Origin of the sequence: Gemmobacter serpentinus (assembly GCF_008973825.1) — a bacterium.
In the GTDB taxonomy this organism is placed as follows: Bacteria; Pseudomonadota; Alphaproteobacteria; order Rhodobacterales; family Rhodobacteraceae; genus Gemmobacter; species Gemmobacter serpentinus.
Genome location: NZ_WCHR01000007.1, coordinates 212,232 through 227,668, shown reverse-complemented (window position 1 = coordinate 227,668; position 15,437 = coordinate 212,232). Strand labels below are relative to the sequence as shown.

Genomic DNA, 15,437 nt, shown 5'->3' with positions numbered 1-15,437 from the left:
AAGCCTCCACCCTTGTTGGCGCTACCATCGCCCGGCCTCGCGCGATCTGCAAGGCGTTGTCCCACTGGCATGGCCTGACCTTTGCTGGCGGAACAAAGTGCCGCCAAAGCAAGCGCGATCCATTCCGCTTTGGCGTTTTCGGCATCACAAGATTCAATGTGTGGGTGACAAGAAACGAATTGACCTTTGGCGCGCAGCGGCGGCACCTATCCGCCAGACCTCGTGGAGCCCGCCATGACCCGATCCCCGCTTTTCACGCCGATCCTGATCGCCGGCTGTGTGATCTTGCTGCTGAACTTTTCCCTGCGGGCCAGTTTCGGCGTGTTCCAGCTGCCGATTGCCAATGAATTCGGCTGGCCGCGGGCAGAATTTTCTCTGGCCATCGCGATCCAGAACCTTGCCTGGGGCATCGGGCAGCCGCTGTTCGGCGCGATTGCGGAAAAGATCGGGGATCGCAAGGCGATCATCATTGGCGCGGTGCTCTATGCGCTTGGCCTCGTGCTGACCTCGATCGCAACCACGCCCGCGCAGATGCAATTGCTGGAAATTGTCGTGGGCTTCGGCATTGCGGGCACCGGCTTTGGCGTGGTGCTGGCGGTGGTGGGGCGCGCCTCCTCGCCCGAAAACCGCTCGCTCGCGCTTGGGATTGCCACGGCGGCAGGCTCTGCAGGCCAGGTCGTGGGGGCACCGCTGGCCGAGATCCTGCTGAGCCATTATCCGTGGCAGACGGTGTTCGTGATCTTTGGCGGCATCATCATGTGCAGCCTGTTCGCGCTGCCCTTCCTGAAGTCCGATCATGTCGCGACCCGGGCCGAGCTGGAGGAAAGTCTTGGGGCCGTGCTGAAAAAGGCCTTCACCGATCCGTCCTATATCATGATCTTTCTCGGCTTCTTCTCCTGCGGCTATCAGCTGGCCTTCATCACCGCGCATTTCCCGGCCTTCGTGACCGAGATGTGCGGCCCGATTGACCCGAATGGCCCGCTGGCGGCGCTTGGCATCACCACCACTTCGGCGCTTGGCGCGATCTCCATCGCGGTGATCGGCCTGGCCAATATCGTGGGCACGATCTGGGCGGGTGCTTTGGGCAAAAAATACACCAAGAAGTATCTGCTGGCCGGGATCTATACCGCCCGCACCATTGTGGCGGCGCTGTTCATCATGATGCCGATGACGCCGACCTCTGTCCTGCTGTTCTCGGTCTCGATGGGGGCGCTGTGGCTGGCCACGGTGCCGCTGACATCGGGCCTTGTCGCGCATATCTTCGGGCTGCGCTACATGGGCACGCTTTATGGTTTCGTCTTCCTCAGCCACCAGATCGGCGGGTTCCTGGGCGTCTGGCTGGGTGGCAAGATGTATGACATGACGGGGGGCTATACGATGGTCTGGTGGATCGGTGTGGGGGTCGGGGCCTTCTCGGCGCTGGTGCATCTGCCGATCCGCGAGGCACCCTGGGTGGCCCGAACCCCGAAGGCGGCCTGAGCCGATGCAGATCGGGATTGCCTGCCTGTTCGCCGCCTATGTGCTGAGCCAGTTCTATCGCGCCTTCCTTGCGGTGCTGACGCCGGTCCTGAAGGCAGAGCTTGGCGCCACCGCCGAGGATCTGGCAACCGCCTCGGGCCTTTGGTTCCTGACCTTTGCCGCGATGCAAGTTCCGGTGGGGGCTGCGCTGGACCGTGTGGGGCCGCGGCTGACCGCGGCAAGCCTGCTGCTGGTCGGGGCCTTGGGTGCGGTGGTCTTTGCCATGTCCGATGCCCCGGGTGGCATCAAACTTGCCATGGTGCTGATCGGCGCGGGCTGCTCTCCCGTATTGATGGCGGGCTATTTCATCTTTGCCCGCAGCTTTCCGCCCGCCGTTTTCGGCACGCTGGCGGGGGCCATGGTCGGCATCGGCAATCTGGGCAATATCGGTGCCTCGCTTCCCTTGTCGCTGGCCGTCGATGCCGTGGGCTGGCGTGGTGCGCTTTGGGGGCTGGCGCTGGTGACCGCGCTGATTGCGGCATTGATCGCCGTGCTGGTGCGCGATCCGCCCAAGGTCCAGGCGCAGGCCAAGGGATCGCTGCTGGATCTGCTGGCGATGCGCAGTCTCTGGCCGATCTTTGTCATGATGGCGCTGTGCTATGCGCCGGTCGCGGCGCTGCGCGGGCTTTGGGTCGGGCCCTATTACAGCGATGTGTTTGGCGCGAGCCCGGATGATATCGGCCGTGTCACGCTGATCATGGGGCTGGCCATGGTCGCGGGCAGTTTCGCCTATGGCCCGCTGGAGCGGTTGTTGAAAACCCGCAAGTACCTGATCCTTGGCGGCAACCTGATTGCGCTGGCAACGCTGGTCGGGCTCTGGCTGATGCCGCTGGCGGGCGGATGGACCACCGTGGCTTTGCTGGCGCTGTTCGGCTTTGCGGGCGCGTCCTTCCCGATGGTGATCGCGCATGGCCGTGCCTTCCTGCCCGCACATCTGACCGGGCGGGGGGTGACGCTGCTGAACCTATTCGGCATCGGATCGGTGGGGATCGCGCAATTCATCACGGGTCGGCTGTCGGCGGCCACAGCGCAGCCGCCGGTCGAGGCCCCCTATGTCGCGATCTTCCTGTTCTTCATCGTGACGCTGGCGCTGGCTCTCCTGATCTATACCACATCGCGGGACCGCACGGATTGACCTTTGCGCCCCCCTTGCGCAGTCTGGCGCAAGGCCCGACCTGAAGGCCCGCAACGAGGCCCGCGCGATGATCGTCTTTCCCGCCGAATACAATGCCCGCAAAGAGGCGGTTTTTGCCGCCTTGGCCGAGGTCGAAGGGGCAGCGAGGCGCCTGAAAACCATCCCGCTCAGCTTTCGTGACTGGCCCGAGACGACTTTGCGGGTCGATGCCGCCCTTGCCCGCGCCAAACGCCAGCCGAAAGGTGCGCTGGCGCGCTGGCTGAAGCGGCAGCTGATCCGGGGGCAATATAACTGGGCGCGGGCGCATTTCACCCGCCATCCCGATCATCTGGCCCTGGCATGGAACGGCCTGACCGGATCGCGCATGGCCTTTATGGCGGCGGCGCGCGATGCTGGCGCCCCCACGCTTTACGCCGAACTTGCGCCGCTGCCGGGCCGCATCACGCTGGATCCGGCGGGGGTGAATGCCGAAGGCTCGGTGCCGCAAGATCCTGACTTTTTCCGCGAATGGGCGATGACCCGTGACATCTCCGATTGGCGGGCGGTGGGGGCGGGGCTGACCGCCCGCGCATCGCGCCGTGCCGATGTGGGGCAGGGGGCCGGCGATCTGCCGCAGACGCCTTTCCTGTTCTGCCCGCTGCAAGTGCCCGATGACAGTCAGGTCACGCTTTTCGCGGGTTGGTGCGGCGGCATGGCCGGGTTTCTGAAGGCCATTGGTCAGGCGGCGCAGGCCCTGCCCGAAGGCTGGCATCTGCGGCTGAAGGAACACCCTTCCGCCAAGACATCACTGGCAGAGCCACTGGCCCCGCTGATCGCCACAGGCCGGGTAGTGCTGGACAATGCGACAGACAGTTTCGCGCAGATCGCAGCCTGCCGTGGCGTGGTCACGCTGAATTCCTCCATGGGGTTGCAGGCGTTCTTTCATGACAAGCCGGTGGTCACGCTGGGGCGGGCCTTCTTCAATCTGCCCGGCCTTGTGCATCACGCAGACAGCCAGATCGCGCTGGATGCGCTGTTCGCAACGCCTGCCGCGCTGGACTATGATGAAAGCCTGCGCGCGGCCTTTATCGCCTGGCTGGGTCAGGTCTATTACCCACGCTTTGCCTGGTCAGAGGGCGGTGCGGCGGACTGCGACCGTGACGCATTCGCCGCAAAGCTGGCACAAGCACGCCAGCACAGGCGATAGCCGCGCGAAACCCTCAAGAATCCCTTTCCCCCGCCCCCCCTTTGCGCTAACGGGCAAGCGTCGCTTTTGACACTTGGAGGACCCCCCGATGGGCTACAAAGTCGCCGTCGTCGGCGCCACGGGTAACGTGGGCAAAGAAATGCTGAACATCCTCGCCGAGCGCGAGTTTCCGGTGGACGAGATCGTGGCGCTTGCGTCGCGCAATTCGCTCGGCACTGAAGTCAGCTTTGGGGACAAGACTCTCAAGACCAAGGACCTGGCCGATTTCGATTTCACCGGCTGGGACATCGCTTTCTTCGCCATCGGGTCGGATGCGACCAAGGTCTATGCGCCCAAGGCTGCAAGCCAGGGCTGCGTGGTGATCGACAACTCGTCGCTCTACCGCTACGACCCCGATGTGCCGCTCGTCGTGCCGGAGGTGAATGCCGAGGCGGTCGACGGCTATACCAAGCGCAACATCATCGCCAACCCCAATTGCTCCACCGCGCAGATGGTCGTGGCGCTGAAGCCGCTGCATGATCGGGCCAAGATCAAGCGCGTCGTGGTTTCCACCTATCAATCCGTGTCGGGCACCGGCAAAGAGGCGATGGACGAGCTGTGGAACCAGACCAAGGGCATGTTCGTGCCGGGTCAGGAAGTGGCGCCGAAGGTCTACCCCAAGCAGATCGCCTTCAACGTGATCCCGCATATCGATGTCTTCCTGGATGACGGTTCCACCAAGGAAGAATGGAAGATGGTTGCCGAGACCAAGAAGATCCTTGATCCCAAGATCAAGGTGACCGCGACCTGCGTGCGCGTGCCGGTCTTTGTCGGCCATTCGGAATCGATCAATATCGAGACCGAAGAGCCGCTGGACTGGCAAGAAGCGCAGGACATCCTGCGGGAATCGCCCGGCATTATGGTCGTCGACAAGCGCGAGGCCGGTGGCTACATCACCCCGGTGGAATGCGTGGGCGATTACGCGACCTATGTCAGCCGCATCCGCAATGATTCCACCATCGATAACGGCCTGAACTTCTGGTGCGTCAGCGACAACCTGCGCAAGGGTGCCGCCCTGAACGCGGTGCAGATCGCCGAAGTGCTGGGCAAGCGCTGCCTGAAAAAAGGCTGAGACCTTTTCAGGTTCGAGAGACAGAGACCCCCGCGCCGATGGTGCGGGGGTTTTTGTTTGGGGGATGGGGTGCGCTTCGGGTCAGCGCAACAGTTTTGATGCGGTGACGATCTGGTGCGTCAGCATGAGGGCCAGCGACACAAGCGGAAGGAGTAAACTAAGGTATCCCAATAACGCATATGCGATCGCGATAATCAGCCCGAAGCCGAGCGTCGCGGGGAAGCCGGTCACAATGCGTGATCTGGTCGACCCGATCCCTACGGCGCGGCGCCACAGGATCGGGCCTTCCCTTGGCGCATAGATCTGCTGCGCTTCCGCACCAATAACCGTTCTTTCACGGGCGAGGGTTGCGGCGTTGAGCCTGAAGGAGGCGTGGATCAGCAGAGCAAATTCGAGAGCATAAGCAAGGAGGAGCAAGGCCAGTGAAATATAGCTGCCCGGTTCCACAAGCCAGAACCACATGACCAGGGTGACTGGCATGAGCAGGGCAAGCAGGCCTGCGATCATGATCGCGCGCAGATACCCGCGTCGATCAAGCGGGCTCGCCATGGCCTGTTCTGCCATCCGGTCGGGGATTGAAAGAATACGGTGCAGCATGTGTCTGTTCATCAAATATTTTCGGCAAGGTGAAGGCAGCGAGGCAGGAAAGTAAAGGGCAAAGCCAATGCGCGCCGAAAGGCGGTCCGGCGGGGGCGGCCTGTTCTGTCATGTCTCTGGCCGCATTTCAGCACCCGCCGCCAGGTCATCGCGACGGGGCCAAATCTTGGGCGAATGGTCGCGCTCAGGCCGCGCAATCAATGCGGCAACGTCCCCCGACCTCTGCCCATTTTTCGATCAGCGCCCGTCACCGGCCGTGCCGTTTCACACGCCCGGACCACAGCATTTCAAAAAAATATTGACTAATTGGTAAAAAGGGCCGGTCCTGTTGGTAACAAACAGGGAGCGCGCCATGACCAACAAGCTTGCTACTACCTTTACGGGCCTTGAATTCGTCAATCCCTTCGTCCTTGCCTCTGCCCCGCCCACCGAAAGCAAGGCCAAGATCATGCGGGCCTTCGAGGCGGGCTGGGGCGGGGTGGTGACCAAGACCATCGGGATGCATCCGGTGGAAAACGTGGCCGGGCCCAAAACGATCTATCAGCGCGCCAGCGAGGCAAAGCCCTATGTCTCGCGCAACAAGCGCCCCGACACGGTGTCGCATTCCTCGTGGAACTGGGAACTCATCTCGGATCAACCGCTGGAGCAATGGCTGCCCGATCTGGAAGAGATCAAGACCACCTACCCGGACCGCATGTTGATTGGCTCGATCATGGCGGGGGCGGGCAATGAGGAAGAGATGGACCATTGGCGCAAGCTGGCAAAGGCCTGCGTGAATGCGGGCTGTGACGCGCTGGAGCTGAACATGTCCTGCCCGCATATGGATCGCAAGGATATGGGCGCGCATATCGCCAATGATGAAGACATCATCCGCTCGATCCTGAAGGCGGTGACCGGCGCGGTCAGCGTGCCGATCTGGGTCAAGCTGACGCCCTCGACCTCCAGCCTCGTCAATGCGGCGGGTGCGGCCTATGCGGCGGGGGCTGCGTCGATCTCGCTCTGCAACACCTTCCCGTCCCTGCCGCTGATGGACCCGGAGACCCTGAAATTCGAGGTCGAGGTGGATGGGCTGGTGACCTCTGGCGGGCTTGGCGGGCTGGCCATTCTGCATCAGGCGTTGCAGCGCGTCTCGGACGTGTCGCGGGCCTATCCGGATAAATCGATCTCCGGCATCGGCGGCATCAAGGGCTTCCGCGAGGCGTTCAATTTCATCGTGCATGGCGCCGGAAACCTGCAGATCTGCACAGCCGCGATGGAGGAAAAGGGCAGCGGCGGCATCGGCGTCAATCTGATCCAGGAACTGACCGGCGACCTGAGCGATTTTCTGGACCGCAAGGGCTATGCCTCGATCGAGGATTTCCGTGGCATCGCGCGCGAACGGATCGTGGAGCATTCGCAGATCCGCCGCAAAAGCGAGGCCTATAATGGCGGCTATGCCAAGTCGGCTTGAGGCCGGGTTTGGCGCGGTCCGACAGCTTTCCGGGGGACGGATATTAGGGTCTTTGACCTGATCGCGGCGCGGGGTCTTCAAGGACGCCGCGCACGCTTTACCGGGACATCTGCATGGCCCTGCATGGATAGGCATCGCGGGATGATCCCTGCGGCGGATCGTCGATCGGCGAGGCCGTGATGAAAGCGCAGGCGGCCTTGAAAGCAAGAGCGACGGATCGGCGCAAAGCATCCATTCCGTCATGCCCTTCCCCGAGCAAGGTTCAGGGCGCGCTGAATGGCTGCCCCTCATATGGAAAACGTGGTATCCCGCTAGCGCAGGGCGCGGCCCTTGATGATGGCATCCGTGCCAAAGCGGGCCCGGATCGCATCGGTTGCGGCTTCGGCCTTGGCGCGGGCCCCCGCCTGCGGGTCCAGCAGATCGGCGGTGGTCTCGGCCTGTGCGCCGGGGCAGAGATCGGAAATGCCACATCCAATCAACCGATAGGCACCGCCCGCCGGCACCAGATCGAACATCGCCCGCGCCTCGCGATAGATGCGATCAGCCATCTGGGTGGCCCCCGGCAAGGCATGGCGCCGGGTGATCGTGGTGAAATCGGCGCGTTTCAGCTTCAGGGTGACGGTGCGCCCCGCCATGTCTTTGGCTTTGGCGCGATCCGACACCCCGACCGCCAGCCGCCACAGATGGCCATCCAGCAGATCGACGTCGCCGGTATCCTCGTTGAAGGTGGTCTCCTTGGAGATCGACTTCACCTTTTCGTCCGCGGCCACGGGGCGACTGTCCTGCCCGCGCGCCAGATGCCAGAGCCGCGCGCCCATATGGCCGAAACGGGCGGTCAGATCCTGCTGTTCCCATCGCAGCAGATCCGCAATGCTGCGGATGCCTGCGCGTTCCAGCGCGGTCTGGGTGGCGGTGCCGACGCCCCAGATGATGCGCACGGGCCTGATGGCGAGAAATCCTGCAGTCTCGGCCCGACCGATCACCGAAAAGCCGCGCGGCTTGTCGAGGTCGGAGGCGATCTTGGCCAGGAACTTGTTATGCGAAAGCCCGATGGAGCCGGAAATGCCCAGCTCGGACTCCATCCGCCGGATCAGGCGTGCCAGCATCACCGCAGGCGGCGCGCCATGCAGGCGGGCGGTGCCGGTCAGATCGAGAAAGGCCTCATCCAGACTCAGCGGCTCAATCGCCGGGGTCAGGTCTGCCATCATCGCGCGGATCGCCCGGCTGACCTCTGCATAGGCCGATATACGCGGTGGCAGCACGACCGCCTCGGGGCAAAGTTTCAGCGCCTGAAACATCGGCATGGCGGAACGCACGCCGGAAATGCGCGCGATATAGCAGCAGGTCGAGACGACACCGCGGGTGCCGCCGCCCACGATCACCGGCTTGTCAGCGAGATCGGGATTGTCGCGCTTTTCGACCGAAGCATAGAAGGCGTCGCAATCCATATGGGCGATGGACAGATCGAACAGTTCGTCATGCGCCATCACCCGCGGGCTGCGGCACGAGGGGCAGCGCGCGCCGGCGGCAAATTCAGTCAGACAGGCGCGGCAAAAGGCGGGCATGACGCGATCCTATCATGCCAATCTGTCTGCGCCAATTTTGTGGCGCAGGCGCATGTGCAGGTCGGCGCAAATTTTCGACGAAAATTTGCTGCAGCCTCGATCCGATCGTTCAGGCTCAGGTCGGATCGCTTATTCAGCCGGGATCGGGCGCAGGGTTGGTGCTGTCTCGCGCTTGCCCTGATAGCGGGAGTAGCCCAGATCGACATGTTCGATCTCCGGCGCGCGGCCCGAGACGATATCGGCCAGCACCCGGCCTGAACCACAGGCCATGGTCCAGCCCAGCGTGCCATGCCCGGTGTTCAGGAACAGGTTCGACAGCGTCGAACGGCCCACGATCGGCGTGCCATCGGGCGTCATCGGACGCAGCCCGGTCCAGAACGCCGCCTGGGTCTGATCGCCCGCGCCGCCAAACAGATCCTCGACCGAATGGGTCAGCGTGGCCTGCCGTTTGGGGTTCAGCGACAGGTCAAAGCCGTTGATCTCGGCCAGACCGCCAACGCGGATGCGGTCGCCCAGCCGGGTGATTGCGATCTTGTAGGTCTCGTCCATCACGGTCGACACCGGTGCCAGCGCCGCGTCCTTGATCGGCACGGTGATCGAATAGCCCTTGAGCGGGTAGACCGGCAGCTTCATCCCCAGCGACTTCGCCAGCATCGGCGAATAAGACCCCATCGCCAGCACATAGGCATCGGCCTGAACCCGGCCTTCGCTGGTCTCGACATGGGTCACGCGGCCCATCTCGGCATGGATGCGGTGGATCTTCACCCCCCAGCGGAAGGTCACGCCCGCGGCCTGTGCCATCTCGGCCAGGCTGTTGGTGAATTTGAAGCAATCGCCGGTCTCGTCGCCCGGCAGGCGCAGCCCGCCCATGATCTTGTCGGCATTGGGGGCAAGACCCGGCTCGGCGGCCACGCAGCCTGCGCGGTCCAGCACCTCGAAGGGCACACCATCCTCGCGCAGCACCTCGATATCCTTGGCGGCGCTGTCGATCTGTTTCTGGCTGCGGAACACTTGCAGCGTGCCCTGCATCCGCGCGTCATACTGGATGCCGGTTTCCTCGCGCAGATCGGCCAGACAATCACGGGAATATTCGGCCAGCCGCACCATGCGCGATTTGTTCACATGATAGGCATCCGCCGTGCAATTCATCAGCATCTGCGCCATCCAGCGCAGCTTCGCCGGTTCGGGCTTGAAGTTGATGATCAGCGGCGCATGTTTCTGGAACATCCACTTCACGGCCTTGAGCGGGATGCCGGGCGCGGCCCAGGGAGCGGAATAGCCGGGGCTGACTTCGCCCGCATTGGCGAAAGAGGTTTCCAGCGCGGGGGCCTGCTGGCGGTCGATCACCGTCACCTCATGGCCCTGGCGGCTCAGATACCAGGCGGAGGTCACACCGATCACGCCTGCACCGAGAATGACGATTTTCATGGGCTTGCTCCGCTCAACTGGACTGCGTGGAGAAATGATACGCGAACGGGGTGGGATTTCTTGGCGTTCTCTGTTTCGCGCAAAGCTCATGATCGAATATTTCTACGATATGATGCATTATAGCGAAATATTTCATCGCTCATCGTTCCCTGGGCGCAAGCATAACCTGCGATTCTGGGATATGTCGGCGGAATCGACCGCCTATTGCTTGGGCGGTTTGAGAAGTCCATGATCGCGCCAGTTCATGCAGGAGTATAAGGCGCAATGGATATCGAACAGTTTATTGGTGGGAATGCGGTCGTGCTGGCCTTGGCCGCGCTGATCATCCTGATCGTGCTGAAGGCGGTCAAGATCGTGCCGCAAAGCCAGAAATATGTGATCGAACGCTTTGGCAAGCTGGAAAAGGTGCTGGGGCCGGGCATCAACGTGATTGTCCCGTTCTTCGATAGCGTCGCGCACAAGGTTTCGGTGCTGGAACGCCAGCTGCCCAATGCCAGCCAGGATGCGATCACCGCCGACAACGTGCTGGTCAAGGTTGAAACCTCGGTCTTCTATCGGGTGATCGAGCCGGAAAAGACCGTCTACCGGATCCGTGATGTCGATGGCGCGATTGCCACCACCGTCGCTGGCATCGTGCGCAGCGAGATCGGCAAGATGGAGCTGGACAGCGTGCAGTCGAATCGCGCCGACCTGATTTCCAAGGTGCGCGAACAGGTTGCGGCCATGGTCGATGACTGGGGCATCGAGGTGACCCGGGCCGAGGTGCTGGATGTCAACCTGGATGATGCGACCCGCGCTGCGATGTTGCAGCAGCTGAACGCCGAACGCGCCCGCCGCGCGCAGGTGACCGAGGCCGAGGGCAAGCGCCGTGCGGTGGAACTGAACGCCGATGCAGAGCTTTATGCCGCTGAACAGCTTGCCAAGGCGCGCCGGGTTCTGGCCGATGCCGAAGCCTATTCGACCAGCGTCATCGCCGAGGCGATCAAGCAGAACGGCATTGAGGCGGCGCAGTATCAGGTGGCCTTGAAGCAGGTCGAAGCCCTGCAAGAAGTTGCCAAGGGCGATGGCAAGCAGACCATTCTGGTGCCCGCAAACGCGCTGGAGGCGTTTTCCAACGCCTTCACCATGTTCCGGGGCAAATGATGGTCTGGTGGGGGTGGCTGGTCGCCGGGGCCATCATCGGCGCGCTGGAACTGGTGCTGCCGGGGCATATTTTTCTCGGCTTTGCCATCGGCGCGGTCACGGTGGGGGCGGTGGAATGGTCGGGGCTCGTGGCCATCGGCCTGCCGATGCAGCTTCTGATCTTCGCCGTGGTGGCGCTTGCCGCCTGGGCCGGGCTGCGCGCGGCCTTCCCGCTGCAACGCGGTGAGGTGAAGCGCTGGACGCGCGACATCAACGACTGAGCCGATGCCGCTGGTCATTGGTCTTCTGGTTCTTGGGGCGGCCTTGGTCTGGTGGGTCCGCCGTGGCGGATCTGCCGGAGACGTGACGCAGGCGGGCAAGTCGCCCCGCCTGCCATGCCGCTGGAAGGCGAACGGACAGGATTCCGGGGCGTTGCGCGGCTATCACTGTCGGAGCTGTGGCGAAACCGCCTTTAGCGCGCGGCGCGAAGGCCCGGCCGGATGTCGGCAGGGCCTCAGCCGGGGCGGGCTGTAACCGCCCCCCTCCGCCGCGCTGCGGCAATGGGTCGGATCAGCCGCGCGGCGGCAATTCGGCAATCACGGCCCGGGCTGCAGCGGCGGGATCGGCATGTTGCCAGATCGGGCGGCCCACCACGATGTGGTCGGCACCGTCCAGTGTAGCCTGTGCCGGGGTCGCGACCCGCTTCTGATCGCCAAGCGCCGCACCGGCCGGGCGCACACCCGGGGTCACGATCAGCTTGCCCTTGGCCTGTGGCAAGGCGCGGATCATCGCGGCCTCTTGCGGGCTGGCGATGACACCATCGGCACCCGCCTCCAGCGCGCGGGCCGCGCGTTCCAGCGTGATCTCGTGGATATCACCCGCCCGGATCAAGTTGGCGTCCAGATCGGCACGGTCCAGCGAAGTCAGCACCGTCACAGCCAGAATTTGCGTCGCGGTCCCCGCGCGGCCTTCGGCGGCGGCGCGCACGACCTGCGGATCGCCATGCACGGTCAGGAAATCGAGGCCATGCTGGGCGATGCCACGCACCGCAGCCTCGACCGTTGCGCCGATATCGAACAACTTCATATCCAGAAACACCCGCTTGCCGCGTTCGTGTTTCAGTTCATTGGCCAAGGCGAATCCGCCGCCGGTCAGCATCCCCAGCCCCACCTTGTAAAAGCTGGCCGCATCGCCGATCCGGTCGGCCAGATCCAGACCCTGCACCACATTCGGCACATCAAGGGCCACGATCAGGCGGTCATCTGCTGGAAGAGTTTGGGTCATGGCGCACTCCTGCTGGCAATCGTTCGGGGTTTGCGGCGCGCACAGGGCGCTGTCAAGCGCGCAGGCCCGTGATATGAACGCAACTCAGGCGCAGAAGGGGCAGAGACATGCTTGCGGTGTTCGATATCGGCGGAACGCGGATCCGGGGCGGGCATTCCCCCGCACCGGGCGAGGTGCAAGCCGTGCGCGAATGCCCGACCCCGCGCGATGATTTCAACGCGTTCACGGCGGCCCTGCGCGATCTGGCGGGCGATGCCGCAGGGATCGCCATATCCATCGCGGGTTGCATCGATCCGCTGACGGGGCGGATGAAGATCGCCAATATTCCCTGTCTCGATGGGCGCACCCTCGTGGAAGATCTTCGGGCCGCGCTTGGCCTGCCGGTTTGGATCGGCAATGACGCCGATTGCTTTGTCCTGGCCGAGGCCGGCAGCGGTGCCGGGCGGGGGCATCGCACGGTCTTCGGGGTGATCCTTGGCACGGGCGTCGGTGGCGGGCTTGTGATCGACGGGCGGCTGGTCGCGGGGGCCGGCGGCTTTGCCGGGGAATGGGGCCATGGTCCGGTGCAGGAGACAAGGCCGCTTGGGCGCGACGTGCCGCGTTTTGCCTGCGGCTGCGGGCAAGTTGGCTGTCTGGATGCCATCGGATCGGCGCGCGGCATCGAGAGGCTGCATCAGCATCTGCACGGCCAGATGGTTGGTGCCGAAAGTATTGTGACCGGCTGGCAGGCGGCCGAAGCGGCGGCACAGGAAACCGTGGAAGTCTGGCTTGAGATCATGTCAGGCCCGCTTGCCATGGTGCTGAATGTCGTGGGGGCGACCGTGGTGCCGGTGGGCGGGGGCATGGGGCGGGCCACCGCATTGGTGGCCGCACTTGATCGTGCTGTATCTGCGCGCAGGCTGTGGCAGGCACCGGGGCCTGTTGTGGTGCCGGCGCTGTCGGTGCTGGAACCGGGGCTGATCGGTGCCTCGCATGGCGGGGCGGAGCTATTGGCGCGCGCCGCACTTTAGGCCGCGCCCATGCGCCACGTTGACATTCCGGCCCGCGCGAAACAGGCTTTGCGCCAAATCAGTGAGGCCAGACATGCAGATCAACATGACCTTTGACCGTCCTGACGAGGGGCCGAAATCCGGCCCTGTGACCGTGGGATGGTTTCTGACCTCGGACAAGGGGGCGGTGCTTTATGACCCGCCGGAACGCGTGGCGGTGCGTCAGACCAACCGGACACATGCCAAATCGGCCAGCCGCTGCCCCAGCGTGATCCAGCTGGAAAGCCGCTATTTCATGGTGAAATGTCCCTTTGACATCCATGTGGGGTTTGGGCGCGATGACAAGGGGCGCCCGCATCTGGTGAACCGGGCGGGCACCGCCTCAACCATCCGCGCCAACAAGCTGGGCGAGGTGCTGACCCTGGTCAGCGAGGCGGAGTGGCGCTATCCCGACCGCCCGACCATCCAGCTTGGCCTGCCCTATACGTTCATCGCCGATGAGTTGGTCTATGTGACGCAGCTTTCGGCCTTCATGCATTATCGCCGCGATCCGCTGCCGGGCACGATCTTTGGCGGACGTTTTCCGCTCAATATCTGGCCAAGACCGCTGATGTGGGCCTTTGAATGGCATGAGCCGGAAAAGGACATCATCCTGAAGCGCGGCGAGCCGCTGTTCTATGTGCAATTCGAGGCCGAGGGCCCCGATCGCCCTGTGCAGGTGGTGGAGGCCGAGCGCACGCCGGAATTGCAGAAATATCTCGATCAGATCGGCGGCGTGGTGAACTATGTGAACCAGACCTTTGGTCTGTTCAAGGCGGCAGAGGCGCTGCGCCCCTCCAAATTGCTGACCCCCAAAGCCCGGGAATGAGTTGGCGCTCCTCTCTGGAGGTTTATGATCTGGCGACCGGCACCTGCCGGGTTATCCTGCGCACGGAGAGGCTGATCGAGGCGCCGAACTGGCACCCGGAAGGCTGGTTTCTGGTCAATGGCGAAGGGCGGCTGTGGCGCGCCACCGCTGCGGGGCTGAAGGTGATAGAGACGCCCGAAGGGCTGGCCTGCAACAACGATCACGGCTTTCTGCCCGATGGCCGGATCGTGTTTTCCGCGCATCGGGGTAGGGGCGCTGAGATCCATGTTCTGGGGGCAGGCCAGATGGTGCCTGCCATGCCAAGCTGGTGGCACGGCGCGCAAGGCACCCGCATCACCTATGCCTGCGCGCGCGGTGACCGGATCGTGCGCATCGCGGTGATGGATCTGCAAACCGGGGTGGAACAGGTGCTGACCCCGGGCACCGCCCATCACGATGGCCCTGATTTTGCGCCCGATGGCACGATCTGGTTCAACTCCGATGCTTCGGGCCGTGCCCAGATCTGGCGCATCGGGGCGGATGGGCCGGAACAGGTCTTTGCCGATCCGAATGTGAACTGGTTTCCGCACCCGTCGCCAGATGGCAGGCATGTGCTCTATCTGGCCTATCCGCCGGGAACCGAGGGCCATCCGCGTGATCTGGATGTGGGACTTTGCCTGATGGATTGCGCAACCGGCGCAAGGCGACGGGTGGTGGACCTGTTCGGTGGGCAGGGCAGCATCAATGTGCCCTGCTGGGCACCCGATGGTCAGGCCTTCGCCTTCATGCGCTATGCGCCCGCCTTTATGCGCTCTGCGCCAGCGGCGGCGGACCCGAAAACTGCGGTCTGAAATTGCCCCAGATCGACACGAACACCTCAGGTGCCGCGATATATTCCGGTGTCAGCCCGACGATACGCAGGCGCAGCGGTGTTTCCTCCTGCAGATAAGGCAGCAGGATTGTTGTGGTGCGCGGCCCAAGATGGCCGATCACCCGTTGAATCTGGCGTGGAAACAGCCCCAGCAGGCGACGGCGGATGCGGGCCCGCACCTGCAATTGGCCGTCTTCGCTGATATGCAGTTCGGCAGGATCATTCAGGCAAAGCCCCGATGTCGCGACATTGAGGGCCAGCCCGTGAATACGGGCCTTGCCGAGAATCGGGTGAAGGGCGTGCTGCATCGGACCTCGGGCTTTTCGCTGTTTTG

Annotated in this window: 15 protein-coding genes; 10 read left to right on the top strand and 5 right to left on the bottom strand. The window is 63.6% G+C overall.

Annotation, left to right across the window (positions count from 1 at the left end; all coding sequences use genetic code 11):
- Nucleotides 1-234 precede the first annotated feature (234 nt).
- The 4 genes from GBJ34_RS05730 (at nucleotide 235) to GBJ34_RS05715 (ending at nucleotide 4,950) form a co-directional block, all read left to right on the top strand.
- Nucleotides 235-1,479 (top strand): MFS transporter, encoded by a 1,245-nt coding sequence (locus GBJ34_RS05730; RefSeq protein ID WP_151718305.1) that lies wholly within the window; start codon nucleotides 235-237, stop codon nucleotides 1,477-1,479.
- A 4-nt stretch (nucleotides 1,480-1,483) separates the two neighbouring features.
- Complete coding sequence (locus GBJ34_RS05725; RefSeq protein WP_151718304.1) at nucleotides 1,484-2,653, top strand: MFS transporter; 1,170 nt, start codon at nucleotides 1,484-1,486, stop codon at nucleotides 2,651-2,653.
- 67 nt (nucleotides 2,654-2,720) lie between these two features.
- Nucleotides 2,721-3,839, top strand: coding sequence for a capsular polysaccharide export protein, LipB/KpsS family (locus GBJ34_RS05720; protein WP_151718303.1), 1,119 nt, complete (start codon nucleotides 2,721-2,723; stop codon nucleotides 3,837-3,839).
- Nucleotides 3,840-3,927: 88 nt separating this feature from the next.
- Nucleotides 3,928-4,950, top strand: coding sequence for an aspartate-semialdehyde dehydrogenase (locus GBJ34_RS05715; protein ID WP_151718302.1), 1,023 nt, complete (start codon nucleotides 3,928-3,930; stop codon nucleotides 4,948-4,950).
- An 81-nt stretch (nucleotides 4,951-5,031) separates the two neighbouring features.
- Here the strand turns inward: GBJ34_RS05715 and GBJ34_RS05710 are convergent, their stop codons facing one another.
- On the bottom strand, nucleotides 5,032-5,547 hold the full coding sequence (locus GBJ34_RS05710) for a hypothetical protein (protein WP_151718301.1): 516 nt from the start codon (nucleotides 5,545-5,547) through the stop codon (nucleotides 5,032-5,034).
- Nucleotides 5,548-5,899: 352 nt separating this feature from the next.
- On the opposite strand from GBJ34_RS05710, the gene GBJ34_RS05705 reads away from it, so the two are divergent.
- Nucleotides 5,900-6,997, top strand: coding sequence for a tRNA-dihydrouridine synthase (locus GBJ34_RS05705; RefSeq protein WP_151718300.1), 1,098 nt, complete (start codon nucleotides 5,900-5,902; stop codon nucleotides 6,995-6,997).
- Between the two features lie 311 nt (nucleotides 6,998-7,308).
- On the opposite strand, the gene GBJ34_RS05700 is transcribed toward GBJ34_RS05705, so the two are convergent.
- Together GBJ34_RS05700 and GBJ34_RS05695 are read right to left on the bottom strand one after the other, a co-directional pair.
- Nucleotides 7,309-8,562, bottom strand: coding sequence for a DNA polymerase IV (locus GBJ34_RS05700; RefSeq protein ID WP_151718299.1), 1,254 nt, complete (start codon nucleotides 8,560-8,562; stop codon nucleotides 7,309-7,311).
- A gap of 129 nt (nucleotides 8,563-8,691) precedes the next feature.
- Complete coding sequence (locus GBJ34_RS05695) at nucleotides 8,692-9,990, bottom strand: D-amino acid dehydrogenase (RefSeq protein ID WP_151718298.1); 1,299 nt, start codon at nucleotides 9,988-9,990, stop codon at nucleotides 8,692-8,694.
- Between the two features lie 264 nt (nucleotides 9,991-10,254).
- Here GBJ34_RS05695 and GBJ34_RS05690 point away from each other — a divergent pair, with 264 nt between their 5' ends.
- Together GBJ34_RS05690 and GBJ34_RS05685 are read left to right on the top strand one after the other, a co-directional pair.
- Nucleotides 10,255-11,133, top strand: a complete 879-nt coding sequence (locus GBJ34_RS05690; RefSeq protein ID WP_151718297.1) for an SPFH domain-containing protein — start codon at nucleotides 10,255-10,257, stop codon at nucleotides 11,131-11,133.
- Complete coding sequence (locus tag GBJ34_RS05685) at nucleotides 11,133-11,393, top strand: NfeD family protein (protein ID WP_226341053.1); 261 nt, start codon at nucleotides 11,133-11,135, stop codon at nucleotides 11,391-11,393. Before GBJ34_RS05690 ends, GBJ34_RS05685 begins: the two co-directional genes overlap by 1 nt.
- Before the next feature lie 289 nt (nucleotides 11,394-11,682).
- Here the strand turns inward: GBJ34_RS05685 and pyrF are convergent, their stop codons facing one another.
- The gene (gene pyrF, locus GBJ34_RS05680) at nucleotides 11,683-12,396 is read right to left on the bottom strand and encodes an orotidine-5'-phosphate decarboxylase (RefSeq protein ID WP_151718295.1); all 714 of its coding nucleotides are present in this window, start codon (nucleotides 12,394-12,396) and stop codon (nucleotides 11,683-11,685) included.
- Between the two features lie 107 nt (nucleotides 12,397-12,503).
- Between pyrF and GBJ34_RS05675 the strand changes: the two genes are divergently transcribed.
- The 3 genes from GBJ34_RS05675 (at nucleotide 12,504) to GBJ34_RS05665 (ending at nucleotide 15,083) form a co-directional block, all read left to right on the top strand.
- The gene (locus GBJ34_RS05675) at nucleotides 12,504-13,406 is read left to right on the top strand and encodes an ROK family protein (RefSeq protein ID WP_151718294.1); all 903 of its coding nucleotides are present in this window, start codon (nucleotides 12,504-12,506) and stop codon (nucleotides 13,404-13,406) included.
- Nucleotides 13,407-13,479: 73 nt separating this feature from the next.
- Nucleotides 13,480-14,253 (top strand): hypothetical protein, encoded by a 774-nt coding sequence (locus GBJ34_RS05670; protein WP_151718293.1) that lies wholly within the window; start codon nucleotides 13,480-13,482, stop codon nucleotides 14,251-14,253.
- Nucleotides 14,250-15,083 carry a TolB family protein gene (locus GBJ34_RS05665; RefSeq protein WP_151718292.1) on the top strand — a complete coding sequence of 278 codons (834 nt, stop codon included), beginning with the start codon at nucleotides 14,250-14,252 and terminating at the stop codon, nucleotides 15,081-15,083. The genes GBJ34_RS05670 and GBJ34_RS05665 overlap by 4 nt, the downstream gene beginning before the upstream one ends.
- On the opposite strand, the gene GBJ34_RS05660 is transcribed toward GBJ34_RS05665, so the two are convergent.
- Entirely contained in the window at nucleotides 15,037-15,411 is a 375-nt protein-coding gene (locus tag GBJ34_RS05660) for a hypothetical protein (protein WP_151718291.1), read from the bottom strand. The two genes, GBJ34_RS05665 and GBJ34_RS05660, sit on opposite strands and share 47 nt — an antisense overlap.
- Between the last annotated feature and the right edge of the window lie 26 nt (nucleotides 15,412-15,437).